This window comes from Candidatus Baltobacteraceae bacterium, from assembly GCA_036488875.1.
Taxonomy (GTDB): domain Bacteria; phylum Vulcanimicrobiota; class Vulcanimicrobiia; order Vulcanimicrobiales; family Vulcanimicrobiaceae; genus JAFAHZ01.
The window spans coordinates 269,018-292,823 of the sequence record DASXGW010000012.1 but is presented as its reverse complement, the minus strand read 5'-3'; the positions used below and the strand labels follow the sequence as shown (position 1 = coordinate 292,823).

Annotated in this window: 20 protein-coding genes and 1 tRNA gene; 13 read left to right on the top strand and 8 right to left on the bottom strand. The window is 63.0% G+C overall.

What is annotated here, in order from left to right; genetic code table 11:
• Positions 1-11: 11 nt before the first annotated feature.
• Both VGG89_14380 and ligA read left to right on the top strand, forming a co-directional pair.
• Positions 12-365, top strand: coding sequence for a VOC family protein (locus VGG89_14380; protein HEY1977735.1), 354 nt, complete (start codon positions 12-14; stop codon positions 363-365).
• Positions 362-2,416 (top strand): NAD-dependent DNA ligase LigA, encoded by a 2,055-nt coding sequence (ligA, locus tag VGG89_14375; GenBank protein HEY1977734.1) that lies wholly within the window; start codon positions 362-364, stop codon positions 2,414-2,416. The genes VGG89_14380 and ligA overlap by 4 nt, the downstream gene beginning before the upstream one ends.
• Here ligA and VGG89_14370 read toward each other — a convergent pair.
• The 4 genes from VGG89_14370 to acpS are packed head-to-tail and all read right to left on the bottom strand — an operon-like array spanning position 2,413 to position 6,533.
• Complete coding sequence (locus VGG89_14370) at positions 2,413-3,207, bottom strand: spherulation-specific family 4 protein (GenBank protein ID HEY1977733.1); 795 nt, start codon at positions 3,205-3,207, stop codon at positions 2,413-2,415. The genes ligA and VGG89_14370 overlap by 4 nt on opposite strands.
• A gap of 42 nt (positions 3,208-3,249) precedes the next feature.
• Positions 3,250-4,587: an SMP-30/gluconolactonase/LRE family protein gene (locus VGG89_14365; GenBank protein HEY1977732.1), complete on the bottom strand. Its 1,338-nt coding sequence runs from the start codon at positions 4,585-4,587 to the stop codon at positions 3,250-3,252.
• Between the two features lie 30 nt (positions 4,588-4,617).
• Positions 4,618-6,174, bottom strand: a complete 1,557-nt coding sequence (locus VGG89_14360) for an NAD(P)H-hydrate dehydratase (protein ID HEY1977731.1) — start codon at positions 6,172-6,174, stop codon at positions 4,618-4,620.
• Entirely contained in the window at positions 6,171-6,533 is a 363-nt protein-coding gene (gene acpS / locus VGG89_14355; GenBank protein ID HEY1977730.1) for a holo-ACP synthase, read from the bottom strand. The genes VGG89_14360 and acpS overlap by 4 nt, the downstream gene beginning before the upstream one ends.
• 40 nt (positions 6,534-6,573) lie before the next feature.
• Between acpS and VGG89_14350 the strand changes: the two genes are divergently transcribed.
• The 4 genes from VGG89_14350 to VGG89_14335 are packed head-to-tail and all read left to right on the top strand — an operon-like array spanning position 6,574 to position 10,411.
• Positions 6,574-7,119 carry an archaemetzincin family Zn-dependent metalloprotease gene (locus VGG89_14350; protein HEY1977729.1) on the top strand — a complete coding sequence of 182 codons (546 nt, stop codon included), beginning with the start codon at positions 6,574-6,576 and terminating at the stop codon, positions 7,117-7,119.
• 48 nt (positions 7,120-7,167) lie between these two features.
• Entirely contained in the window at positions 7,168-8,862 is a 1,695-nt protein-coding gene (locus tag VGG89_14345) for a methyl-accepting chemotaxis protein (GenBank protein ID HEY1977728.1), read from the top strand.
• On the top strand, positions 8,859-10,187 hold the full coding sequence (locus VGG89_14340) for a cache domain-containing protein (GenBank protein HEY1977727.1): 1,329 nt from the start codon (positions 8,859-8,861) through the stop codon (positions 10,185-10,187). Before VGG89_14345 ends, VGG89_14340 begins: the two co-directional genes overlap by 4 nt.
• Positions 10,188-10,195: 8 nt before the next feature.
• Positions 10,196-10,411 (top strand): putative Se/S carrier-like protein, encoded by a 216-nt coding sequence (locus tag VGG89_14335; protein ID HEY1977726.1) that lies wholly within the window; start codon positions 10,196-10,198, stop codon positions 10,409-10,411.
• Positions 10,412-10,415: 4 nt separating this feature from the next.
• Here VGG89_14335 and VGG89_14330 read toward each other — a convergent pair whose 3' ends face one another.
• Positions 10,416-11,189, bottom strand: coding sequence for a biotin--[acetyl-CoA-carboxylase] ligase (locus VGG89_14330; GenBank protein ID HEY1977725.1), 774 nt, complete (start codon positions 11,187-11,189; stop codon positions 10,416-10,418).
• Between the two features lie 39 nt (positions 11,190-11,228).
• Between VGG89_14330 and ndk the strand changes: the two genes are divergently transcribed.
• From ndk to VGG89_14315, 3 genes are read left to right on the top strand one after another with little or no spacing between them, the layout of a single operon-like run.
• Positions 11,229-11,684 carry a nucleoside-diphosphate kinase gene (gene ndk, locus VGG89_14325; protein ID HEY1977724.1) on the top strand — a complete coding sequence of 152 codons (456 nt, stop codon included), beginning with the start codon at positions 11,229-11,231 and terminating at the stop codon, positions 11,682-11,684.
• Positions 11,685-11,687: 3 nt separating this feature from the next.
• On the top strand, positions 11,688-12,995 hold the full coding sequence (gene eno / locus VGG89_14320) for a phosphopyruvate hydratase (GenBank protein ID HEY1977723.1): 1,308 nt from the start codon (positions 11,688-11,690) through the stop codon (positions 12,993-12,995).
• Positions 12,995-14,767 carry a hypothetical protein gene (locus VGG89_14315; protein HEY1977722.1) on the top strand — a complete coding sequence of 591 codons (1,773 nt, stop codon included), beginning with the start codon at positions 12,995-12,997 and terminating at the stop codon, positions 14,765-14,767. The genes eno and VGG89_14315 overlap by 1 nt, the downstream gene beginning before the upstream one ends.
• 2 nt (positions 14,768-14,769) lie before the next feature.
• Here the strand turns inward: VGG89_14315 and VGG89_14310 are convergent, their stop codons facing one another.
• Genes VGG89_14310 through VGG89_14300 form a run of 3 tightly spaced genes read right to left on the bottom strand, consistent with a single transcriptional unit; the run spans position 14,770 to position 18,341 of the window.
• On the bottom strand, positions 14,770-15,426 hold the full coding sequence (locus tag VGG89_14310; protein HEY1977721.1) for an HD domain-containing protein: 657 nt from the start codon (positions 15,424-15,426) through the stop codon (positions 14,770-14,772).
• On the bottom strand, positions 15,426-16,610 hold the full coding sequence (locus tag VGG89_14305; protein HEY1977720.1) for a serine hydrolase domain-containing protein: 1,185 nt from the start codon (positions 16,608-16,610) through the stop codon (positions 15,426-15,428). The genes VGG89_14310 and VGG89_14305 overlap by 1 nt, the downstream gene beginning before the upstream one ends.
• Positions 16,611-16,634: 24 nt before the next feature.
• Complete coding sequence (locus tag VGG89_14300) at positions 16,635-18,341, bottom strand: hypothetical protein (protein ID HEY1977719.1); 1,707 nt, start codon at positions 18,339-18,341, stop codon at positions 16,635-16,637.
• Between the two features lie 164 nt (positions 18,342-18,505).
• On the opposite strand from VGG89_14300, the gene VGG89_14295 reads away from it, so the two are divergent.
• The 4 genes from VGG89_14295 to recQ all read left to right on the top strand — a co-directional run bounded on the left by VGG89_14295 (position 18,506) and on the right by recQ (position 23,774).
• Complete coding sequence (locus VGG89_14295; GenBank protein HEY1977718.1) at positions 18,506-21,439, top strand: hypothetical protein; 2,934 nt, start codon at positions 18,506-18,508, stop codon at positions 21,437-21,439.
• Between the two features lie 60 nt (positions 21,440-21,499).
• A tRNA-Ile gene (locus VGG89_14290) sits at positions 21,500-21,571 on the top strand.
• A 69-nt stretch (positions 21,572-21,640) separates the two neighbouring features.
• Positions 21,641-21,931 carry a hypothetical protein gene (locus tag VGG89_14285; protein ID HEY1977717.1) on the top strand — a complete coding sequence of 97 codons (291 nt, stop codon included), beginning with the start codon at positions 21,641-21,643 and terminating at the stop codon, positions 21,929-21,931.
• Between the two features lie 28 nt (positions 21,932-21,959).
• On the top strand, positions 21,960-23,774 hold the full coding sequence (recQ, locus tag VGG89_14280; protein ID HEY1977716.1) for a DNA helicase RecQ: 1,815 nt from the start codon (positions 21,960-21,962) through the stop codon (positions 23,772-23,774).
• Positions 23,775-23,806: the final 32 nt, after the last annotated feature.

Here is a 23,806-nt window from a genome sequence, read left to right as displayed (position 1 = left end):
CCTTCACAACCATGGCTCGATTTTCAATCGTGATGCTGGTCTGCTCCGACTTGGTTCGTTCGCGCAGCTTTTACAAAGACGTGATGGGTCTGCGCGTCATCTCCGACCACATGCCGCGCTGGGTCGAGTTCGAGCTCGGCGACGGCACGACGCTGGGTCTGCACAATAAAAGCGAGCTGCTGGCCGTGCGTCCCGGCTCGCTGCAGCTCGGCTTCACCGTCGACAACGTCGACAAGTTCGTCGCGGACTGCGTCGCGCTCGTCGTACCGGTCTTTCAAGATCCATACGACGAGTCGTTCGGGCGCGTCGCCGTTATCGGCGACCCCGACGGTTATCCGATTCAAGTTTCCACGCCCAAGAAATGAGAACGAAGGGGGGCCCCAGCGGCTCTGCCGCGCGGGGGGCGGCGGAGCCGCAGGCGGAGCGCCTGTTAGCCGAGGCTCGAGCGGAAGAGCTGCGCGCGCAGATCGAGGAGGCGAACTACCGCTATTACGTCCTCGACGATCCGGCTATGACCGATGCCGAGTACGACGTGCTGTTTCGCGAGCTGCTGGACCTCGAACAGCGCCATCCGGAACTGCGCACGCCCGATTCGCCTACTCAGCGCGTCGGTGCGCCCGCTTCCGAGCGTTTCGGGTCGTACGAGCACGCGCGGCCGATGCTCAGCTTGGCGAACGCGGTTTCCGACGACGAGCTGCGCGCGTTCGACGAGCGCGCGCGCAAGGCGGCGGGCGGTCCGGTCGAATACGTGTGCGAGCTCAAGATCGACGGCTTGGCGATCGCGCTCGACTACGAACGCGGCGCGATGGTGCGGGGCGGCACTCGCGGCGACGGCCGTACCGGTGAAGACGTCACGGCGAACTTGCGAACCGTCAAAAGCCTTCCGCTGCGGTTGCGCGAGTCGCCCGCATTCGTAGAAGTGCGCGGCGAGGTTTTCCTCGGTAAAAGCGATTTCGAGAAACTCAATCTCGCGCGGGAAAAAAGCGGCTTACCGGTTTTCGCCAATCCGCGCAATGCGGCGTCGGGCGGCGTACGTCAGCTCGATCCAAAACTCACCGCCGAGCGGCGATTGTCGTTCTTCGCGTATCAAATCGCGGAGCTGCGCGACGGTGTGAACCTCGAGACGCAGTGGGATTCGTTAGAACTCGTCAAGCGCTTCGGTTTCCCTGTCAATCCCAACGTGCGGCGCGCGGGCACGATCGAAGACGTCGTCGCGTACTGCCGGCAGTGGGAAGCCGGGCGCGACGAGCTCGATTACGAGATCGACGGCGTCGTCATCAAGGTGAACGATCTCGCGCTGCAAGAGCGCTTGGGCGTCGTGGCGCGCGATCCGCGCTGGGCGATCGCGTTCAAGTTCAAGCCGCGCGAGGCGCGGACGAAGCTGCGCGACATCCTCGTTACCGTGGGGCGCACCGGAACGCTAAATCCCAATGCCGTGCTCGAGCCGGTGCAGATCGGCGGCGTGACGGTCAAGAGCGCGACCTTGCACAACGCCGAGTACATCGCGAGCAACGACATACGCATCGGCGACACGGTGCTCGTCACGCGCGCGGGCGACGTGATCCCGCGAGTCGTCGGACCGATTGCGTCGGAACGGACCGGCAAAGAACGGCGCTTCAAAATGCCCGACCGGTGTCCCGTGTGCGGCTCGGCGGTCGATCATCCGCCGGGCGAAGCGATGTCGCGATGCACGAACGCGTCGTGTCCGGCGCAAGTGTACGAGCGCGTTCGCCACTACGCGTCGCGCGGTGCGATGGATATCGAAGGTCTGGGCGACGTGCTCGCCGAGCAGCTGACCTCGGGCGGCTACGTCAAAAACATTGCCGATCTCTACTCGCTCGATCTCGACACGCTCTTGTCGGTTCCCCGCATGGGGAAGAAGAGTGCCGGCAACGTGCTCGCCGCGATCGAAAAATCAAAGCAGCGCGGCTTGGCGCGCCTGCTCAACGGACTGGGCATCCGCTTTGTCGGCGAACAGACTGCGACGATTCTCGCCGGCGATTTTGGTTCGATCGACGCAATCGAAGCCGCGACCGAAGACGAGCTCAAAGCCAGCGAAGGTATCGGTCCCGAGGTGGCCGCGAGCGTTGGGTTGTTCTTCACGCAACGCGCGAACGTGCAGATGATCGAGCGTCTGCGCCAGGCCGGCGTGGCCGTCACCGCGCCCAAACGCGCGCGCGCGGCGGCCGGCGCGTTAGCCGGGAAGACGTTCGTGTTGACCGGAACGCTGCCGGCGCTCACGCGCGAACAAGCCGCGGAGATGATCGTTGCGGCCGGCGGTAAGGTGACCGGCTCGGTAAGCAAAAAAACCGATTACGTCGTCGTCGGAAGCGAGCCGGGGAGCAAGCTCGTAAAGGCCCAAGAGCTCGGCATCACGATTCTCGACGAAGACGGCTTGAAGTCGCTGCTGCCTTAGTTCGGATCGAGCAGCGCGACGAGCGAGGCGAAATACGACGGGAGCCGGCAGTAACATTCCGGCTCTTTTCCGTCGGTGGCGTAGAGATAGGCGACGTATTTTGCGGTTGCCTTGATTTTCGCGGCATTGAACGGTACCGCACCGGCGATGTAGCTCCATTTACCGCTGCCATACGACACGTGCGCGGGTTCGCGTAAGAATCCGAGTTTCGGATACCCGGCGCGCTCGTAGAAGTTGATGACGTCCGGCCCCGAGCTGCCCAGAGCGTCGCTGCCGGGATTTCCCATGACGAACCACAGGCTGTGTGCGTGCGCGTACGTCGTCGCGGCTTGATAGTACGATGGCGCGTTGGGCGCCATCTGGTCGAGAAAGATGCCGTCGGTGAGATAGAATGCTTCCCAACGCGCGATGTCGGCGTCGACTTGCGTGGCGGAGCGCTTACCGTACTTCGTGTAAACGTAGCCGAGCACGTAGATGCCCGCCATTTGAGCTTTTTCGATAAAGGTGACGTAGTTCGAGTCGACCGCGGTGCCCGGCCCGTTGTCGACGTTGGCGATCAAGACGATCGGCACGGATGAGTGCGCGAGCTTCGCCTTGATGACGGCCTTCCAGGTTTTGCCGGGCTGCACGTAGAGCGGTATGACGACGCCCGGCGTCAGCGGCGAACGATACGTGCGGTGCGCGCTGGGCGCGAAGTCAGGCGCGTTCGGCGTCAACGCGTGCGCAGAGCAGCCGAGCAGGCTAACGGTCGCTGCTGCTGCGAGCAAAAGAAAATAGGGGCGAACGCTCACCCCTAAGGTATCGGACGAATCGACGGCTCGGCCGCAGCCCCGCTACGGCTTGATGGTCATGCCGTTAGCCGACGTGACGGTAAATCCGGGCGAGAACGTTCCTAGGGTTGAGATCGTCGCGCCAGTTGCATCGAAGACTTTGACGCTCGTGCCGTCGGTTATATAGAGATAGCCGTTAACCGTGTTGGCGACGATGGCATTGGGCGACGACAACCCGCCGAAGGGGGTTCCCGAACCTCCCGTTAGCGTCACGGTGCTGCCGGTCTCGTCGTACGCCGACATGCCGCCGCCGGTCCCGCTCCACCACACATAGATGTGGTTGTTATTCGAATCGAACGCGATCGTGCTGGGCGTGCACGTGCACGGCGACGAGATCGAGCTGCCGAGCGAACCGCTCGTCGAGTAATATTCGACTTTGCCGCTCGACGTATTCGCCACGTAGATTCGCGACATGTGCGAATCGTACGCGATCCCGCCGAGGTTCGTGTCGATGCCGCTGCTCGGGAACGTAACGGCAGACTTGACGTTGCCGTCTTCGTCGTACGCGTAGATCGTATGCTGGCTCGTCGACGCGACGTAGAGGAGGTTCGAAACTCCCGACGGGTACGCCATCGCTCCGGCTGCAGTTACCCCGGTGAAGAAGCTGGAGAGCTGTCCACCCGATGATGAATAGACTTTTACGGTGTTGGTGCCACCGTTGACCACGTAGAACCAATTCAGATCGCCTGGCGCCCATGCGATGCTCTGCGGACTGCTTCCCGAGCTGCCCCACGTGCCGGTCGTTTTCTTATTACCTTGGGCGTCGTAGGCGACGACGTTGGGGTGCGCGGTGGAAGCCGCGTACGTAACGAAGATCGTTCCGGCATTCGGCGTGGAGGTTGGTCGGGGCGTCGGGGTGGGACAAGACGGGCACGGTGTGGGCGTGGGCGTGGAGTAAGGCGTCGGCGACGAGCTCGGGGACGGCGTCGGCTTGGTGGTGCTGACGACGATTGCAAGTTTCGATTTATGCTTTTTGGCGTCTTGAAACGTGATCGCGCACGTGCCCGTACCGAGCGGCGTCACCTTTACCGTCAGCTTCGGCCCTTCGCCGGAGAGCGGTGCCGCTTTGGCGATGCCTTTGCACGTGGTGTGCTCGACGAACTTGTCTTTGTAGCCTTTTTCGGAGACGACGACTTTCTGTGCGAACGACGTTCCGAGGCTGCTAAACGAGAGTGCGTGCGGCTTGACGACGACTGTAACTGCTTCGGGCGAAAGCCGAAGCCCGGGAAGCGGCGAGCCGGATGAAAAGAACCCGGCCGGAGCGCTGCCGCCGCCGCACGCGGCCAAAAGCGCGCCGGCGACAATAGCGATGAAGAAGAGCGTCGGACGTATACGTTCCACGGCTTAGACGTAACTCGAAGAGATGAAGAATCAATAAATACGCCAGAGGTCGCCGCGCCGCGATTGCCGGAATGCCGCACGGTTCTCGGCGTCGACGCTTGGGAGTGCCGCGGCCAGCGCGGCGGCGACGTCGCCGGCAATGACCCCGACGGGGCGGTGCCGGGCCGCGATCTGCCCCGCGAGGCCGTGCCAGTACGCGCCGGTCCGGGCCGCATCGACCGGGGACAAGCCTTGCGCGAGCAGGGTCGCGATGGTCCCGGTGAGGACGTCGCCCGTACCCGCGGTCGCGAGTGCGTTGGTTCCGGTCACGTTCAGGTGAACCGTCGAGCCGTCGTCGACGATCGTATCGCGACCCTTGAGCAAGGTCGTGATTCCGGTACGCCCGACGAACTCGCGCACGCGCGCCATGCGGTCCTCAGGGGCGACGGTGCCCTTGCCGGAGAGACGCGCGAACTCGCCGGCGTGCGGCGTGACGACCGCGGGCTTACCGCGCAGCACGTCTAAGCGCTTTGCGAGATGGAAAAGCGCGCTGGCGTCGATGACCGCGGGCAGCGTCGTGCGAGCGAGAAACGCCGCGACGATCTCGCCGGTGCGGTTATCGAGTCCCAAACCCGGCCCGATCCCGACGGCCGTATTTCGCTTCTCGATCTCGAGCAGCTCGTCGACCGCGCGCTCTACCGGTAGATCGTCGGGTATCTCGACGACGACTTGCTCGACGAGGTGCGCGCGCAGGACGGCCGCAGCGCTCGAAGGCGCCGCGACGGTAACGTAACCCGCACCGGCGCGGGCGGCGGCCAGCGCGCACAGCACCGCAGCGCCGGGAAACTGCGCCGAGCCCGCGACGATCAACGGCGCACCGGCGCTGCGCTTGTCCGCGCTCGTCGCACGGACCGGAAGCGCGCGCAGAAACGCGTCGTCGTCGAGTGCGGCGTACGTGTGCGGCGCACCCGAAAGGATTGCGTCCCCAATGCCGATGCGTGCGTACCAGAGTTCGCCCGCGCGTTCGCGCGCCGGATCCAGCAGCAATCCGGGCTTTGCCGCGCCCAGCGTTACCGTGACGGTCGCGCGTACCGCGTCGCCGGCGACCGCGCCCGTCAACGCGTCGACTCCCGACGGGATGTCGATCGACACTACCGGATGCGCGCGCGCATCGAGCGCGCGCACCGCGCCGGAGTACGTATCGGGAAGCGGCAGCCGCGCGCCGGTTCCGAAGAGACCGTCGACGGCGATGGCGCCTTCGAGCGCGGCGCGCGCATCGCGTTCCGATGACGGCAGCGGTCGCGTCGTAACGCCCGCAGCGCGCGCGCGTTCCTCCGCCGCTGCGCGCGCCGCCGACGTCCGCCCCCCGGCGACCGCGTACACCGCGCAGTCGAACTCGCTGCCCAACTCGGCTAGTGCCGCAAACGCATCTCCGCCGTTATTTCCGGGCCCGGCGAAGGCGACGATGCGGCCGCCCCGCGGCGCGATCGCGCGCAGGCGCTCCGCGATCCGCGCGCCGGCGTTGCGCATCAGTGCATCTTCGCCGACGGCGGCGATCGCTGCGCCGTCGGCCGCACGCATGGCGTCGGGCTCGAGAACGTAGATCATCGTTCGAGAATGACGACAGCGGCAGCGGTGGTCGCGGTGTGCGTGATGGTCAGATGAATGTTCGTGATGCCGCGGTCGGCGACCAGACGCTGCGCTTTACCGTAAAGCTCGATGATCGGCTTGCCGCTGCGTTCGTGCGCGACGCCGACCCAGCGCCACGGTATCGCGTGGCCGAACGCTTTGCGCGTTGCCTCCTTGGCGGCGTAGAAGCCGGCAAGACGCTCGGCCCAGTGGCGCTTGCGCATCGCGTAGCGCATCTCGTCGTCCGTGTAAATCTTGCGCGCGAACCACGCGAGCGTCGACTCGTCGAAGCGGTAGCGATCGACCTCGGCGAGATCGATGCCGATACCAACGATCATGGCGGAGTATCCCGCTGCAGGGTCGAAGCATCCTCCACGAATGGATTCCAGAATTCGCATCGTGCCGGTCAACACCATCGACGCGCTATTCTTGGACCGTTTTGCGCTCTGCCTCGAGGAACGTTTCCTGGCAAGCGTGCGCGTCGAGCGATCGCTCGTCGTACCGCGCAGCGCGCTCAACGCGACCCGGCAGCAGCTCTTTCTGGCGACCTTGACGGCGAAGGTGCTGCGCGCCTTCCCCGAAGACGACGGTATCCTTTTGGCGATCACCGATTACGATCTCTACAAGACGTCGCACCGCTTCATCTTCGGCGCGGGCGACGACGCGCAAGGGGTCGCGGCCGTCTCGCTCCATCGGTTGCGCGCCGAGTTCTACGGGGAAGAACCCGACGCGAACCTGCTCTTTCAGCGGACGCTCAAAGAGGCGGTGCACGAGCTCGGGCACGCCTTCGCTCTGAAGCACTGCTACAACGCGCGCTGCGCGATGTACAACTCGAACTCCATCTTCGAAACCGACAATAAGATGCCGCACTTCTGCGAGGTCTGCGACCGCCGCATTGCCAGGGCGAGGAACCAAAAGCAGTAGCCTGGGCCGGGGCGGACTTTCTTAAGGCTTTCCATAATATTGTAGCCCGTGATCTACGCCTACTTTTCCGGCTTGCGAGCTCGGCTCTCATTGCCGAGTCGTATCGTGCTGGCAGTGCTGGGTGGTGCACTCTGCGCGGCGGTAGCGTGGTATGGTTCGATCTGGTACGGCAACGCTGCGGCGGTTGAGGTGGTGCTGATCGCGCTGATCGCCCTCACCGCAGCGCTTGCGGGCTTCCCCCTCGGTTCGATCGTCGCCGCTGCCGCGGGGGTCGCGGAATACGAGGCGCGCGTCACGCATCAGCTCCCGGGCGCGGTCTGGGACAGCATCATCCTGATTTTCGTGGGGATCGGCGTCGCGCTGATCTTTCACGGCGACCCGCCGCCTTACGAAGAGTGGGGTGACATCGCGCCGGGCCAAGTGGCGTTCCTCGGCGGCTCGCGCGTCGCGCTGCCGCGCGGCGATAGCGTCGCCAACCTGCACACCAGCCTTGCGTCGATGGCGGCCGGGATCCGCGAAGTGGCGCAGGGTGATTTCACCAAGAACATCGCCGTCGCGGACGCCTCGCTCCAAGATCTCGCCGTCGCGCTCAACAAGCTCATCTTCGGGATTCGCAGCTTTCTGGGTCAGCTGCACGACCGTGCCGCGAAACTCGGATCCGCCGGCGGCGGGCTGCAAACCACGGCGTCGACGGCGCTCGCCGTAATCGAAGGCGCCGCGGTCGCCCAAGGTCAGCTCGACGAGGGCGTTCAGGAACAATCCAAGATCGTCGACGAGGCCGTCGCAAAGGTAACGTCGTTGACCGAAGCGATCGCGTCGATTGCCGCCGCCGCCGAACAGCAAACGCGCAGCCTCGACGAAACGGCACTCGCCGTTTCGAATATGGCGAGCTCGATCGAGCAGGTCGCGGCGCAAGTGGACTCGCTGTCGACAATTTCGACCGAGACGTCGCGCACGGCCGAGCGCGGCGGCAGCGCGATCGGAACGATCGTCGACGGCATGCACACGATTCGCTCCACGATCAACGAACTCGCGAGCGACATCTCGCAGCTCGGCAGCAACTCCGATCAAATCGGCGATATCGTCAAAGTGATCGACCGCATCGCCGAACAGACGAACCTGCTCGCGCTCAACGCCGCGATCGAGGCGGCGCGCGCCGGCGAACACGGCCGCGGTTTCGCCGTCGTCGCGAGCGAGATCCGGAAACTTGCCGACAGCAGCGTGCAAGCCACTAAGGAAATCGCGGGGCACATCGCGTCGACCCAAGCGGTCATCGGCGAGGTCGTCACCGCGATGGAGCGGCTGACCGATCGCGTCGAGGAAGGCGCGAACAGCACCACCTCGGCGTCGGGCGCCTTGCAAGACATCGTGTCGGCGGTTCTGACCGCCAACCAGCAGATCGGCGAGATCAGCTCGGTGGCCCGAGCGATGAGCGCTAATTCATATCAAGTCATCCGATCGATCGAAGAGATCACCAAATCGGTCGGGGACAACATGTCCGCGACCCAGCGGATGACCCGCCAATCCGACGAGGTCAACAAGGCCTTCTCCGATATCGCCTCGATATCGCAGCAGAACGCGTCGTCGGTCGAGGTCCTCACCTACGTCAATAAGGAAGTGACCGATGCGGCCCAGAGGATGCTGACCTCGGTCGAGCAGATGAACGATCTGGCCAAACAGATCGATACTAGGTTTAGGGAGTTCAAAGTCAACGACAGCGGCACGGAGGAAGTCACGGCATGAAGATGAGTCTACGCGCACGGCTCCTGGGGACGATCATCGGCGCGATCGTGTTATTCTTCGTCATTAGCGTCGTTGCGGCACGACTCGTGCTCCAACGCGATCTCGTCGATTTGGGGAAGACGCAAGTCACCAACGGCGGCGGCGCGTTCGGCGGCTATTGGGACTCGCGGAAGGATCAGATCCGGCTGCTGGTGGCGCAGGACGCGCTTTCCGACGCGCTTCGCCACGCCGTCCAGTCCGGAAACATGGCCGCGCTGCAAGACCAGTTGTCGAACGTCGCGCGGACTTCGGGCCTGTCGTTCCTGACCGTCGTCGACGCCAACGGAAACGTGGTCGCGCGTGCCAACGGCCCCGAGCGCGGATCGCTCAAGAGCAACGCGCTCATTCAACGCGCGCTGACGGGCGAGACCGTCAGTACGGCCACGCTGCTCGACTCGTCGTTCCTGCAGGGCGAGGGGCTCGCGCCCCAAGCGCAGTCCGACATCAAGGACGCCTCGGGTAAGGTCGTCGAGCACGTCGACAAAGGCATCGCCATAGTTTCGGCGGCGCCGATCAGCGACCAGAACGAGCGGACCATCGGTGCCATCTACGGCGGCATCCTGATGAACCATTATTACGACCTCGTCGACCAAGCGACGCGCGCCCTGGGCGGCGCTGCGGCGCTGCTCGACGGCGACGCGATCGTGGCGAGCACCATTCAGCAGCCCGACGGAACGCGTGCCGTCGACGCCGTCGTGCCCGAAGCCGCGAACGTCGCCAAGACGGGGCAGGCGTACACCGGCGCCGACTCGCAAGGCGGCACGCTCTATTTGGTGCACATCGATCCGGTCGCCGACGACCAGAACAACGTCATCGGCGCGCGCTGGTATGGCATCCCCATGTCGCGCATCGACGACATCATCAACCACACGGTGCTGACCCTGGTGCTGTGGGGTTTCATCGCGATGATCATTGCGCTGGCGATCGCGATTCCGATCGTACAGGCGGTTTCCAAGAACCTCGCGCAGCGCAGCCATCAAGTGCGCGACGCGGCTAAGGAGCTCGGCGTTATCGTCGTGGGCGCCGAGGTGTCGGGCGATCAAGTCACCGCCACGAAAGCGGCGGTCGAGAAGAGCGGAAGCGTCATCGCGCAAATCAGCGGCGGCGATTTGAGCAAAGTCGGCGAGCTGAAATCGCTCAACGACGAGCTGCAGAGCGACATGATCGTCATCGACACGCTCTCGCAAGAGATGGCAAACCGCATGAAACAAGCGGTGGATCGCGTCGCGGAACTCAACGAAGTTGCCGGAGGCCTAAACCAACTCGTAACGGGTGAGTCGGCGTAGGTGCGGTGATGGCAGACGTGATTTTGTTCTTCGGCACGAACGCCGATACGATGATCGCCACCAAGACGCTCAAGGACGCGGGCGTGACGGCGAAGATGATTCCAAAGCCGGCCAACGTCGCGGCGTCCTCGAACCTGTGCTTGAGCATCGATGCCGGCGTCGAGTCTCAAGCGAAAACCGCACTCACTACCGCGGGCGTCGCGCTGGGCGGCATCGTCAAATAGCGTCTTAGCGCAGCGCTCGTACGTCGGCGAGCGAGACGGTTTCGCGCGTTCCGTCGTCGCGTGTGACGACGAGCCCCCCGCCCGTCGCAAGGCTCACCGCCGTCGCCTTAAACGCATCGGTCGTTCCGTCGGCAAGCAGCGTGTAACGCGCGCCGGGTAATCCGGCCGCGCGTTCCCATAGTCGGGCCACGCGCTGCGGGTTGCCGAGCAGGTCGAGCGATGCGCCGAACGCGAGAAGAATACCGCGTAAGAGCTGCGGGCGCTCGATCGCCGCGACGTCGTCGCAATAACTCGGAGGTGGAACGACCAACGGCGCGCGGTCGGGGCGGCGAACGTTGATCCCGACGCCGCACGCGACCCATGCGCTGTCGCCGGCAACGCGCGACGCGCAAAGCACGCCCGCGACTTTCCCCCCGGCGACGAGCAGATCGTTGGGCCAGACGACCGACGCGTCGATGCCGCACTCGCCGAGCGCCGACTTTACCGCGAGAACCGTCCAAAACGGAACGATCCACAGGTCCTGCGCGGCGAGCGGCTGCGGCAAGATCGTGGTGAAGAGCAGCGACGTGCCGGGCTGCGCCACCCAGCTGCGACCTTTACGGCCGGAGCCGTGCATCTGGTAGTCGGCGACGATCGTCAGACCGGCGGCGCCGGCCTCACCTAAGAGGGCGGCGGCGTCGGCGTTCGTGCTGCCGGTTTCCGCCACGTAACGGATCGGCGCGAACGCGCTGCCCGAAAGCTCCCGTGCCACGCCGGCGTACGGCCCCGAATCTTGCATGGAGGCAAAGGCGTTTGGCGGGTGGTATTGCGCGGTCCTATGGCTATCGAACGTACCTTGATTCTGTGTAAGCCCGACGCCGTTTCACGCGGTCTCGTCGGCGAAATCGTCACGCGCTTCGAGCGGCGCGGTTACATCGTCTCGGCAATGAAGTTGATGCAGCTCGACGGCGACCGCGCGCGCCGGCATTACGAAGAGCATAAAGACAAGCCGTTCTTCGGCGATCTCGTGGGATTCATCACGAGCGGACCGCTGGTGGCGCTGGCGGTGGAAGGCAAAGACGTGGTCGACGGCTGCCGCCAGCTCATTGGGGCGACCAATCCGCTGAGCGCGGCACCCGGATCCATTCGCGGCGATCTCGCGCAGACGATCGGGCGTAATTTGATTCACGGCAGCGACAGTACCGCGAGCGCCGAACGCGAGCTGGCGATTTTCTTCAACGACAACGACTTCGTTTCTCGCCGGCACGATCTCGAGCGCTGGATCAAGGACTAACGCATGTCGTTGGAATCGCTGCGCGCCGGCGGGCGCCCCTTAATCGAGGGCATTCACGGACGCGAGGTGCTCGACTCGCGCGGGAATCCGACGGTTGCCGTGAGCTGTGCGACTAGTTTCGGAGCGGTTGAAGAAGCGATCGTTCCGTCGGGTGCGTCGACCGGCGCCAACGAAGCGGTCGAACTGCGCGACGGAGACAAGGCGCGTTACGGCGGCAAGGGCGTGCAGAAAGCCGTCACCAACGTCAACGACGTCCTGGGCCCGGCACTCGAAGGATTGGACGCCACCGCGCAGCGCGAGATCGACGAGAAGCTCGTCGATCTCGACGGGACGCCGAACAAGGCGAACTTGGGAGCCAACGCGCTGTTGGGCACGTCGCTCGCCGTGGCGCGCGCGGCTGCCGCCAGCCTGTCGCTTCCGCTATTTCGGTATTTGGGCGGTCCGTCGGCCTCGACGCTGCCGGTTCCGATGATGAACGTGATCAACGGCGGAAAGCACGCCGAAGGTGCGCTGCAGTTTCAGGAGTGCATGATCGTTCCGGTCGGCGCGGCAAACGAAGCCGAAGCCGTGCGTTACGGCGCCGAAGTCTTTCACGCGCTCGGAAAACTGCTGCACGATCGCCACCTTCCGACCCTGGTCGGCGACGAAGGCGGTTATGCGCCGCCGCTGCACACGCCGCAAGAAGCGCTCGACTTGATCGTCGCGGCGATCGATCTCGCCGGCTACAAGGCCGGCGCCGACGTCGCGATCGCGCTCGATCCGGCCTCGAGCGAGTTCCACTCCGACGGCAAGTATTACGCGCTGTCCAAAGACAGAGGATTGAGCGCCAAGGACATGGTCGCGCTTTATACGGAGCTGTGCGACCGATATCCGATTCTGTCGATCGAGGACGGCATGGCCGAAGACGATTGGAAGGGATGGCTCGCGCTCACCGAGGCGCTGGGCGATCGCGTGCAGCTCGTCGGCGACGATTTCTTCGTGACCAACGTGAAGTTTCTCGAGCGCGGCATTGCGCAAGGCGTCGCCAACTCGATACTCATCAAGGTCAATCAGATCGGAACGCTCACCGAAACGCTCGACTGCATCGATATGGCGCACAAAGCGGGATACACGACGGTGATCTCGCACCGGTCCGGTGAAACCGAAGATACCACCATCGCCGACATTGCGGTCGCGACCGCCGCCGGCCAAATCAAAACCGGATCGCTGTCGCGCAGCGACCGGATTGCGAAGTACAATCGATTGATGGCCATCGAGGACGAACTGGGAGCCGCCGCACGTTATCCGGGGGCTAAAGCCTTCCGGCGGTAATGAAACGCCTCAATGCGGCCGGCGTCATCGTGCTTGTGCTGCTCAACGTGCTGGCGCTGTTGGCCTTGGCGCAGGTCGAGTGGAACGATCTGACCTTCGGAACGTACGGGTTAACGTGGGGCGCCGAAGGAGTCGTTCACGACGTCGATCCTAACGGGCCGGCCGCTAAGGCGGGTATCGTCGCGGGCAATCGGGTAGCGTGGACCGCGGTTACGCCCGAAGACCGGCTGTCGTTCCTCTTCCCAAACGCCGGCGACACCGTGACGGTAACGCTGGAAGGGACGCCGCCGCGTACGGTTCGACTTACCGCGGCCGCCGAGCATGAGCGCGGTATTTTACGATCGCTCCACCTCATCGTCCATCCGTTGCTGGTCTTCTTTGCCCTTTGCTTGGCGACCGCAGTTCTGCTCCTGCGTCCCGGGCGCGCGACGTGGACCTTTTACGCATTCGTCTGGCTATCGACGATCCTCGCGTTCCAAGACTATTTCTACGTCAAAGGATCGGTCGCGATACAGCTCGCCGTTCAAACGCTTTACGATCTGAGTTTTGCCGCCGCGCTCTTGACGCTGGCGATATTTGCTACGCGCGTGATCAATCCGGACCGCCGTCTGCAGCGCCGATGGGAAGCCTTGCTGGTCGCGCTTGCGATCGTGGACTTTGCCATCTGGAACTATTTCATGATCGGCTACACGCTAGCGCTGCCGACGTGGCCGTTCGGCGTTGCGGTCGCCGGGCAGCTCGCCGACATCGCGCTTGCAGCGGCCGTGCTCTACTTGCTTTCTACCATCGTTGGGCGCGCACGCGAAGAGATGCGAGTGCGCGCTCGCTGGATCGTCGCCGGTCTGGGCCTTCAGCCCATAGTCGTCATTCTGAACTCGCTGCAAAACCTCGTTCAAGAGTTGGTTTTTCACTGGACCGGCGCCCTTCTTTATACTCCACTGTTTAAAGTGCTCGAGCCGTGGGCGGCCTTCATCGGGGCGGTGGCGGTTTCGTACGCGTTCGTAAACGAACGCATCATCGACATCGGCTTTGCGATCGGGCGCGCGACGGGATACGCCATTACGTCGGCGCTGCTCGTCTTGTTCATGGCGATTAGCGAATGGGCGGTAGGAGAGCTCTTTGCCGACTCGCACTTAGCGGCTTACGCCACGCTGGCGGCGGCGCTTCTGGGGGCATTCTCGTTCAGCGCGATACATCACCGTATCGACGCAATACTCGATTGGCTGTTCTTCAGGCGCGAGTTCTTAGCCGAACGGCGCCTCAAACGCGACGCGCGTGCGTTGGCCTTCGTCACCAGCGAACGCTCGGTGATCGAGATGATTTTGGACGAGCCTCTGGAGGCACTGGAGCTGTCGTCGGCGGCACTGTTCAAGCTCGACGAGGATCGTAACGTTTACGCCTGCGCGGCGATGCGGGCGTGGCCGCAAGACGCGATGATTACGATATCGACCGACGATCCGCTCGTCGCCCAACTGCGATCCGAGCGGGAGCCGTTGGCGCTTCACGAAGTAGGCTGGTCGCATGAGGGAATGCCGGTCGGCGCCCAGGCCCCGGTGCTGGCCGTCCCGGCGCTCGCGCGCAGCGATCTCTACGCGTTCGCGTTGTACGGTGCGCGTCGCGACGGTGCGGTATTGAACTCTGACGAACGTGCGCTGTTGGGCTCGCTGGTGTCGAGCGCCGCGGCGACGTTCGACCACCTCGACGCGCAGCGCGCGCGCGAAGAGATCCAGGATCTGCGGCGTCGCCTTTCGGAACTTACCGGAACGGCGTAAGGTTAGGTTCCGTACCGTTCGGCGCCGAGCGCGTCGAGAAACCGCTGCAGCTCGTCGGCGCGCTGCGCGCCCATCTTACGAGCCGTTGCCGTTATCAGGCGCGGCGGAATGTCGTGAACGAACTTGCGCAGCGACTTGATCGCGCCGTCGAAGCTTTCAGCGTTTTCGCCGGTGAGTGCGATCATGCGCGCGGCGCCCATGTCGCCGAGGAAGTCGAGCGAATCGGCATCGTGCAGCAGAATCGCTTCCGGCTGCGTTCCGGGATCGCTGTAGTACATGTGTCCCCGTTCGGCCGCCTGCACCGCTGCGATCTTCTCCATCGGAAAGCCCGCGCTTTTTAGGACGTCGGGGCTTTGGAGCGCGGCGCAGTCACCGTGCTCGAGTTTGGCCGACTGCGCGCAGGGCATAAACGCTGCCATATCGTGCAGCATCGCCGCGGCGAAGAGCACGTCGGTATCGACGTGCATGCGCTCGCTCTTGGCAATCTGCATCGCGATTTGATAGTTGCGCTCCGAATGCTGCCATCCCCAAGCGGGATGATGGAATTTCGTGCGCGCCAGATCGTAGATCGTGACTTTCCACGGAGCGTCGAGCGGGATTCCCGAAGCCGTTTGCGTTGGCGTGGCCGTCGCTAGCGCGAGTACGAGTGCATGAATCATTACGGCATGGTCCCCGGCGCGATCTGCTTGGCTAGTCCGATCAGCACGTTGTTTGCGGGCAGTCCGACTTTGAAGTTTCCGTGCTCGTCGAAGGCGCCGGCGCCATCGGTGGCCTCGACCGCGATCGTGAGTTTCTGTGAGGGAAGGTATGCGACCGCGCCCGACGCGCCGGCAAATCCGAGCGTTTGCGCGAGCCACCCTCCGACGAGCATGATGCCCAAGCCGTAGCTGAACGCCGTCGTACCGGGACGGCAGGCGTCGCAGCCACTTTGCGCGTGACCGAAGCCGATGAGATGCGGCTTGATCTGCGCGGCGCTCGACGCGGGCGACAGCAGTTTGCCGTTTCCAACGGCCTCGAGACTTAAGCTTTCGTCGGTGATGTCGGTCACCTCGACGGCGCCTTCGACCGTCGTCCACGACGGATTCCAAAACGTCGACTCCTCGATGAACGGTACGCCGGCTTTTACACCCAGCGCGGAGCGGCGTTCGGAATCGAACGAGTGCAGAATCGGATGCGGAATGTACGCCGTGGTGAAGGCTTGCGTTTGACGCAATCCCATCGGCCCGAGAACGTAATGCTGCAACGCCTGTGCCAGCGGCATTCCCGTGATCTTCTCGAGTACGCCGCCCATGATTACCCAGTTCGTGTGGCAGTAGCCCCAGTTCGAACCCGGCGCAAACATCGGCTTACCGCTGATGCCGATGTGGACGAGCTCTTGCGGAGTCCACTGGCGAAATGGGTACAGCATCGTCCCGTTGAGCGTCGCCGGCTGATAGACGTAGTCGGCATAGCCTGACGTCATGTTTGCGAGGTTTCTGAGCGTGACTTTATTCGCGTTGGGAAGGTTCGGAAAGTACTTCGACAGCTTCGTGTCGAGCGTGGTCTTCTTTTGGTCGACCATTTCGAGCAAGAGCACGGCCATATACGTGAACGCCATAGCGCCGTTGCGAAAGTGCATGTCGGTGGTCGCCGGAACGCCCGTCATCGATTCGCCGTAGCCGTGCTGGAACACCGTTCGCCCGTTGGACCGGACTTGAACGATCATGCCCTCGAGCGAGTACGTGGACATCGCGGCACGCGCGGCGCGGTCGATCGCCGCGACTGATGGTTCGCTTGCGGCTGCCGGCGCGCTCATTGGCGACACGGCGACGGCTAAAAGGAGGGCGACGCACAGGTACTTCATGCGCCGACGTTCGCGATACCGGTGCTAGTGTACTACCACCGTTCCGATTTTGTCGCCGGATTTTTCGGTAAACCACATGTTGCCGTCCGGGCCCTTGGCGATCCCGATCGGCTCGCTGCTGGCCGTCGGGACGGGGATTTCGGTAAACGTTCCGTCACTCGTGACCCGCCCGATGTTGTTTCCGTTGGCTTCGGTGAACCACATCGCGCTATCTGCGCCCAGCGCAATGAACTCCGGATGGCTAGCGCTCGTTGGAATCGTGAACGTATTGAGCGCCGACCCGGCCGGCGACAGTTCGGTGATGGTGTTATCGAAAAGGTTCGTAACCCACATGTTGGTTCCGTCGAACGCGACGGCGGCGGGATGACTCCCGACGTCGAACGTCCCTAACGCTGCGCCTGTGGGAGACAGCTCGCTGACCGAGCCGGGGCTGGCACTATAGTTCGCGACCCACATATTGGTCCCGTCGAACGCGATCGCACCGGGTCCGCTTCCGACGGTATAGGTCCCAAGCGTTGCTCCGGTCGGCGACAACTTCGTGACGCTTAAACCGCTGCTGTTGGGGACCCACATATTGGTCCCGTCGAAGGCTATCCCGTTCGGATAACTTCCTACGCCGTACGTCCCCAACGTCGTTCCCGTCGAAGACAGCTTGGTGACCGTGCCGGAACTTATGCTGTCGACGACCCACATGTTGGTTCCATCAAAAGCAAGGCTACCGGGATTGGTTCCGGCCGAATAGTTCCCCACCACCGCTCCGGCAGTCGTCATTTTAGTGACCGAGTTTCCTACCGTAAACCACAGATTGGTGCCGTCTGAGGCGATAGCGCTCGGACTGCTGCCGCTACTGCTGCTGCTCGATGCCGAGTACTCAGAGATCGAATAGCAGGTCGTCGAACCAAACGTGACGTTGACCTTCGCAGACTGTGACGACGCCCCGATTCCCGCTTTCGGTGTAACACCCGCAGTCAGTTGGACGACCGCGTTCTTGGTCGGATATGCCGGCGGCGTCAGCGTAAACTGGTTGGGGGCCGACGGCCCCGGAGTCGCCGTAACCGGAAGATTGCCGGCATCGTTTGACGCGAGCGCCGGCGTGGGCGCGCCGGGCCCAAGAATGTAGTTGTCATCGGCGTCGACGCCGTACACCTCGACGTTCTGTGCCGGTTGCGAGCATCGCGCGAGCGCGAATCCCGACGCGTCGTTGCCGGTGAGCGTCGAACTTGCGGGCACCAGCGCGACGCCGGTGGGAATGCCGTCGAGGGTCACGCTGAGCTGATTTGTTTTGCCGCGAGTGATGGCGAAGGGTACGCTTTGGTGAGCCGATAGCTTTTTGCCGGTTGGGGGATTATTCGGAGCGTTTCCGCCCGCAAGCAGTCCGTCGTACGTCGCAACGATTATCGTATAATCTCCGGCTGCAAGTCTGAGCGGAAGCGTGCACACCGTCGAACCGGAATAGGCGAGGCAATCCGGGTTTGTCGCCGCCGTTAGATCTGCGTTGAAGTTCTCGGGGCTGCCGCCCGTCGACGCGGTTACGGCCATGGCAATCGACTTGGTAGAAAGCGAAACGTAATGTCCGTGCAACAGCACGCGGCGACCGCGTTTGCGTTTGGGAATCACGATGCGAACCGTTGCCTTGAGCTTGTGTTTCGCCCCGTCTCCTCCGATTTGCGGCGGCGGAATGGGGCCGCCGGCAGGCGCCGTCGAGCTGCACGCGGCGATGGCTAGCGCCAATGGGAGTATAAGAAGAGCGCGAAGAGAGCTTAGCAACGCTTTCACCTCGTTCCGGTCAGGAGCACCTTTTTCGGCACTCGTCTCACCCATCCCCCAAGAGGTGAATCGCAACGCCGTATGAATGGTCGGACTACAGTCCGATAAGATTTCAAAAGAGGCGCAGAATGATGAACCAAACGCAGCGCGTTCTCGGCTGGATCGCAAACGTCGCACTCTACATCGCGTTGCTCGACGTGGCAATCGAGACCGCCCTAACCGGCAGTACCATTCGCTGGATCGTTGCGGGCATCGTCGTTGCTTATGCTCTGCTCACGGCCGTCTTGTGGAAGCGCTTCGGCGTCGTACCGAAAATCCTGGCCTCGCTCGTCGTTCTCGAAATCGTCACGGCCTATTCGGGTTGGAAACTGGGCTCGCTCGCGGATGGCGGGATCGTTCTCGCGCGACAGCCGGCCGGTGTCGTGGGCGAAGCAATCCTCCCCATAATTTTCGGCGTCGCAGCTGCAGCCGTGCTCTTCACGAATAGGACTCCGCTCTGGTTGCGGCTGGGAGCCGCTTTGCTCGGCGTGTATTTGATCGCTCCCTTCGCGTTAGCCATTTCCGGGGGCGCGGGCGTCGATGCGGCGCTTGCCGGAACGACCGCGCCTATCGCTCATCCGTATTGGTTGCGCGGTGCCTACCTCATGGTCGAGGTGGTACTGCCCGTATTGCTACTCTCGGCACTTATAACCGCGGCGACTGTTGCCGTTCGTCGCCGGCCTGGATTTTTGAGCATCTTGCTCATTGCCGTTGCCACGCTGCTGGCAATTCAAATCGGTGCGTATGAAGCGGGTGCGCGGAGTCTTCCCACGATCGTCGCCTTCGAGCGTCCGGCGGTAACGGCGTGCAGCGGTGGGTCCAGCGCAATCGACGCCGTTGCGCCGGGTGCATCGTCGCTTGGCCAAATGGGCGCCGCTTCTGGTTTAGGTGGTGGGATAGGAGGCGGGTTAAGCGGCAACGCGCAGGGGTCAGCAGCGACGCCCGCACCTGCGCCTTGCGTCACCACCGTTGCCGCGGCACCGAGCCCAAGCGGCGCGGCAGTGGACGTGAAGGCCGGCATGAACGAGTTCTTCGACGACTTGCAGGCAAACGACGCGAGTGCGGCGCGCGATACGTATGACCCTCAAGCCGTCGTCGACCGGGTCGGACGCGATCCTGAAAAACTTTTTGAATGGGTTCGCGACAACACAACGCTGGTTCCGTATCAGGGGTCGCTGCGCGGACCGGTTGGCGTGCTGATGGACCGCGTCGGCAGCAGTCTCGATAGAGCGCTCTTGTTAGCCGACCTCGATCGACGCGCAGGCCAACAAGTCCGATTGGCGCGCGCACGGCTGAGCGAAGCGCAGGCCCGCAGCGTGCTCTCGACCATGCAGCAAGCTCAGCCCGCACCGGCTTCAACTCCACCGGAATCCCAATTCCTCGACGATTTGCGAGGTCAGTTAAAATCCGGCGATATTCCGGGTGCGCAAGTCGACGCAGTCGTCGACGATTGGCACCGTCAACGTAAGCAGCAGCAAGATGCGCTCGACGCGCAGGTCGCCATGCTGGCATCACTGGTTCCCGCCGGTCCGGCGAATCCAGCCGTTGAAAACGGGCAACTTGCAGCGATCGAAGATCGCTGGTTCGTGCAGGTAAATGAAAACGGGGCGTGGTCGAGCTTCGATCCTTCCGATAAAGCCGCTCAAGCCGGATCGAGCGGCCTGACGGCGCTTTCGGTAACGCCACCGCAGCAGCTGGATTCAGCGTTGTTCCACGAGCTGGGCATTCGTGTCGTCACCGAAAGCCAACAGGGCAATGGTTTTAGCGAAAACACCGTTCTCGATTACTCCATGCGGCCAAGCGACGCGATCGGTCAGCCGATCGCACTGACCTTCGCTCCAACCGATACGAGCCAAGCACAAGCGGTGGCGATGAAGCAATGGCAGCCGGCTCTTCGCATCGGCGACCGGATCGTATCGCAGGGTACGTTTACCGACGCCGGTCTCACTGCTGTGTGGTTGGAATTCGAGCTGCGCTCTCCCGGCCTGCAATCGCGTGTGATTCGCCGGCAAATCATGGATATTCGCGGTCCGGCGGCTCGAAATGCCGCAACTCCTGGCGCTACGATTTCAGATTCCACGAGGTTTGAGCGCGCGCTGGCTCTTCTCACGCAAGTACGCATACTGCCCCTGGTAAGCGATATCTCGCCGGAGTTCGTGCTGCATCAGACGAGCGAGGCGCTCGTACCGAATCGCGGCGCGTTTCGCAACGCGCTCGGTTCGGTGCCGTGGTCGTTGTATGCCTTTGCGCTCGACCGTCAGCGGTTGAGTCCCGTGCGCTCCGATCGCTATCTGGATCGCCCGAACGTGGTTCTTTCTTTGCGCGGTCCAGTAATGAGCCAAAATCGTTTGGTGGAGCGAGAGAATCTCGACATTGTAAACAATGAGATCGCGGTTGCGCCCGCCGCACCCAATCCCAACCGCGTGCGACTCGAACAAGGAGTAGCCGACACTCTGGCGGAGCAGGCCGCGTTGCCGTCCCCCGCAGCGGGCGAGAACACCGCCGATCTCTTAGCGGCGTACGGAGCGCAAGGGAAAACACCAGTCGTTATTTCAAAGAAGGGCGATCCGAACTTGCAGTCGCTGCACGTCGACGCAGACGTGCTCGCTCGCATCCAAGATGATTTAGCAATGGGATATGCCGTCGTCGCACCAAGCGACCCAATCGACATCGACGGCAGACAGCACTTTGGTTGGTGGCGCGTGGATCCGGTTTCGGGCGATTCAGTCGGCGTGATGGAGAGTGGTTACCATCAAGGCGACACCGAATATGAAACGAACATGGAAAACACGCTCGCGCCGCGCGGCAATCCCAAAGGTTGTAGCGAGTTCTTCTTCGTCGGTCAAGAGGGCGATTTTCTTCGCGGTTTGATGACGGAGCTAAACGACGCGACTCAAATGGAATTGGAAGCCGCGTACTATCGAGGACATCTCATCACCGGAGGACCTGGTTGCCCCGAATGCAAGCGCTTAGTACAAATGAAGCTGCGCCTTCAAGAATTGCTGGAAACCTGCTATAAGTAACGACAGCGCGCGACGTTCGCGGGAAGGATGGCCACCCAGGGTGAAACCGGGTGGGCGCTGGGGCCTGTAGCTCAGCGGTAGAGCGGCCGGCTCATAACTGGTTGCGCGTAGGTTCGAATCCTACCAGGCCCATGAACTGCCGCTCTTTTTAGGTAATTCGCGTGATAACAATGTCGCGCCGCAGACATTACGTTTGGGGTGATGATCGTAGCGCTCGAAGGCAGTTACCGCCGCGCTTCGCGACGAGAGCTTCAGCGGCAACTCGAGCCGGCGGAGACCGCATGGCAGTCGGTGATCGATGTCACGTATCTCTCCGACGCCGATTCGAGCTTGATTGCAGAGCTTGTGACCTTGAGCCAGTGGCGCCGTCGACAGGGTCTACCCTCGCTAACCTTGGTGGCCAGTCGTCCAACCGACGCCGTTTGGAAACTCTTCGATATTTGCGGGATCACGATGACCTGCAGGTTCGGCAATCTCGAAGCGCCCCCGTAGCGCGCGCCAGGGAACTATACTAGCGGCAATGACGGCGAGCCTCGACGACGCGCTGAAGCGTCACTTTGGCTATCTTTCGTTCCGCCCGCTCCAGCGAGAGATCGTGCAGGCCGCGATGGCCGGGAGCGACGTCTTGGCGTTGCTTCCTACCGGCGGTGGAAAATCGCTGTGCTATCAGCTGCCAGCATTGATGGAGGACGGACTCACATTGGTGGTCTCGCCGCTCATTGCGCTGATGAAAGATCAGGTCGACGCCCTCGAGGCAAACGGGATCGCGGCAACCTTTCTCAACAGCTCGATCGACACCGCGACGGCGGCTCGTCGTATCGACGGGCTCGATCGCGGCGAGTACCGGCTTCTGTACGTCGCGCCCGAGCGCGTCGTGCTCTCCGGGTTTCTCTCCGGGTTGCAGCGTTGGAACTTGCGACGGATCGCCGTCGACGAAGCTCATTGCGTCAGCGAATGGGGACACGATTTTCGTCCGGAATATCGACAGATCGCCTCGCTGCGAGCGGCCCACCCTTCTGCTCCGCTGCTGGCCCTAACGGCGACTGCGACGTCGCGCGTCCGCGTCGACATCGAGCGCTTCCTCGGGTTGAAGGCGCCGCAGCGTTTTGTAGGCAGCTTCAATCGGCCGAATCTGCGTTACGCAGTTTTCGAAAAGCGGGATGGCCCCGCGCAGCTCGCAGCCTGGGTTCGCGAGCGGTCGCGTGAAAGCGGAATCGTCTACGTGCAGAGTCGCGACTCGGCCGAGCGTCTCGCAAAGATGCTGTCGGCGGCAGGCACGTCCGCGCTGCCGTATCACGCCGGCTTGACGTCAGGGGAGCGGTCGCGCAACCAAGAGCTGTTCATTCGCGATGAGGTACGCGTGATCTGCGCCACGATTGCGTTTGGAATGGGCATCGACAAGCCGAACGTACGATACGTCGTGCACTACGACGTTCCCAAAAACCTCGAGGGCTATTATCAGGAGACCGGTCGCGCCGGCCGCGACGGTCTGCCCAGCGATTGCGCGCTGTACTTCAATGGAGGGGACGCCGCGAAGCAGCGATTCTTCATTCGACAAATTACCGATCCATCCGAGCGAAGCCGAGCCGACACGCTCCTGCGCCAAATCTTGGATTACGCAGCGACGCCGCACTGCCGGCGCGCGCTCCTGCTGCGCTATTTCGGCGAGCCGGCGGTGTCGCCGGAGTGCGGCAACTGCGACAACTGTTTGCATCCGCCCGAACGCGTCGACGGCACCATCCCGGCGGCGAAGCTGCTGTCGTGCATCTATCGCGTACGCGCACACAGCGGTTTCTCCACCGGCGCTCACCATATCGTCGACGTCCTGCGCGGAAAGCGGACCGAGAAGGTGCTGTCGTGGGGACATGAACGGCTTTCGACCTTTGGCGTCGGCGCCGAGTATACCAAGGACGAATGGCTTGCGCTGCTCTCGGAGCTCGAGCGGAGCGGCTGCGTCGAAGAGGCCGAGCATCGGACGTTGGTGTTGACGCAGGAGGGCTTACAAGCTTTGCGCGAACGGCGCGCATTCGACTTCGTAAAAGCGCGCAAGGCGCGCTCGCGTCGCGGGCGTAAGGTTGTGGTGCCGAGCACGGTTTCCACGGACGGCAGCGATCTCTTCGAAGCACTACGAAGGTTGCGCAAGCACATCGCTGACGAGCAAGGTGTTCCGCCATACGTCGTCTTTTCGGATACGACGCTGCGCGAGATGGTGCAGATGCGCCCAACCACGCTCGAAGAGTTCCGCGCGGTCGGCGGGGTCGGCGACGTCAAGCTCGATCGCTACGGAGCGACGTTCCTGGAGGCTATCCGCGCGACAGCGACCGAGTTACTGTAGACGTCCGATTTGATTGCCGTCGAGGTCGTGAA

Excerpts from the sequence above, each read along its gene's own strand:
- VGG89_14285 (HEY1977717.1), top strand. The coding sequence starts at position 21,641 with ATGATCGTAGCGCTCGAAGGCAGTTACCGCCGCGCTTCGCGACGAGAG.
- VGG89_14310 (HEY1977721.1), bottom strand. The coding sequence starts at position 15,426 with ATGATTCATGCACTCGTACTCGCGCTAGCGACGGCCACGCCAACGCAA.
- ndk (HEY1977724.1), top strand. The coding sequence starts at position 11,229 with ATGGCTATCGAACGTACCTTGATTCTGTGTAAGCCCGACGCCGTTTCA.
- VGG89_14340 (HEY1977727.1), top strand. The coding sequence starts at position 8,859 with ATGAAGATGAGTCTACGCGCACGGCTCCTGGGGACGATCATCGGCGCG.
- VGG89_14380 (HEY1977735.1), top strand. The coding sequence starts at position 12 with ATGGCTCGATTTTCAATCGTGATGCTGGTCTGCTCCGACTTGGTTCGT.
- VGG89_14350 (HEY1977729.1), top strand. The coding sequence starts at position 6,574 with ATGGATTCCAGAATTCGCATCGTGCCGGTCAACACCATCGACGCGCTA.
- eno (HEY1977723.1), top strand. The coding sequence starts at position 11,688 with ATGTCGTTGGAATCGCTGCGCGCCGGCGGGCGCCCCTTAATCGAGGGC.
- VGG89_14335 (HEY1977726.1), top strand. The coding sequence starts at position 10,196 with ATGGCAGACGTGATTTTGTTCTTCGGCACGAACGCCGATACGATGATC.
- VGG89_14315 (HEY1977722.1), top strand. The coding sequence starts at position 12,995 with ATGAAACGCCTCAATGCGGCCGGCGTCATCGTGCTTGTGCTGCTCAAC.
- acpS (HEY1977730.1), bottom strand. The coding sequence starts at position 6,533 with ATGATCGTTGGTATCGGCATCGATCTCGCCGAGGTCGATCGCTACCGC.
- ligA (HEY1977734.1), top strand. The coding sequence starts at position 362 with ATGAGAACGAAGGGGGGCCCCAGCGGCTCTGCCGCGCGGGGGGCGGCG.
- VGG89_14295 (HEY1977718.1), top strand. The coding sequence starts at position 18,506 with ATGATGAACCAAACGCAGCGCGTTCTCGGCTGGATCGCAAACGTCGCA.
- VGG89_14330 (HEY1977725.1), bottom strand. The coding sequence starts at position 11,189 with ATGCAAGATTCGGGGCCGTACGCCGGCGTGGCACGGGAGCTTTCGGGC.
- VGG89_14305 (HEY1977720.1), bottom strand. The coding sequence starts at position 16,610 with ATGAAGTACCTGTGCGTCGCCCTCCTTTTAGCCGTCGCCGTGTCGCCA.
- recQ (HEY1977716.1), top strand. The coding sequence starts at position 21,960 with ATGACGGCGAGCCTCGACGACGCGCTGAAGCGTCACTTTGGCTATCTT.
- VGG89_14360 (HEY1977731.1), bottom strand. The coding sequence starts at position 6,174 with ATGATCTACGTTCTCGAGCCCGACGCCATGCGTGCGGCCGACGGCGCA.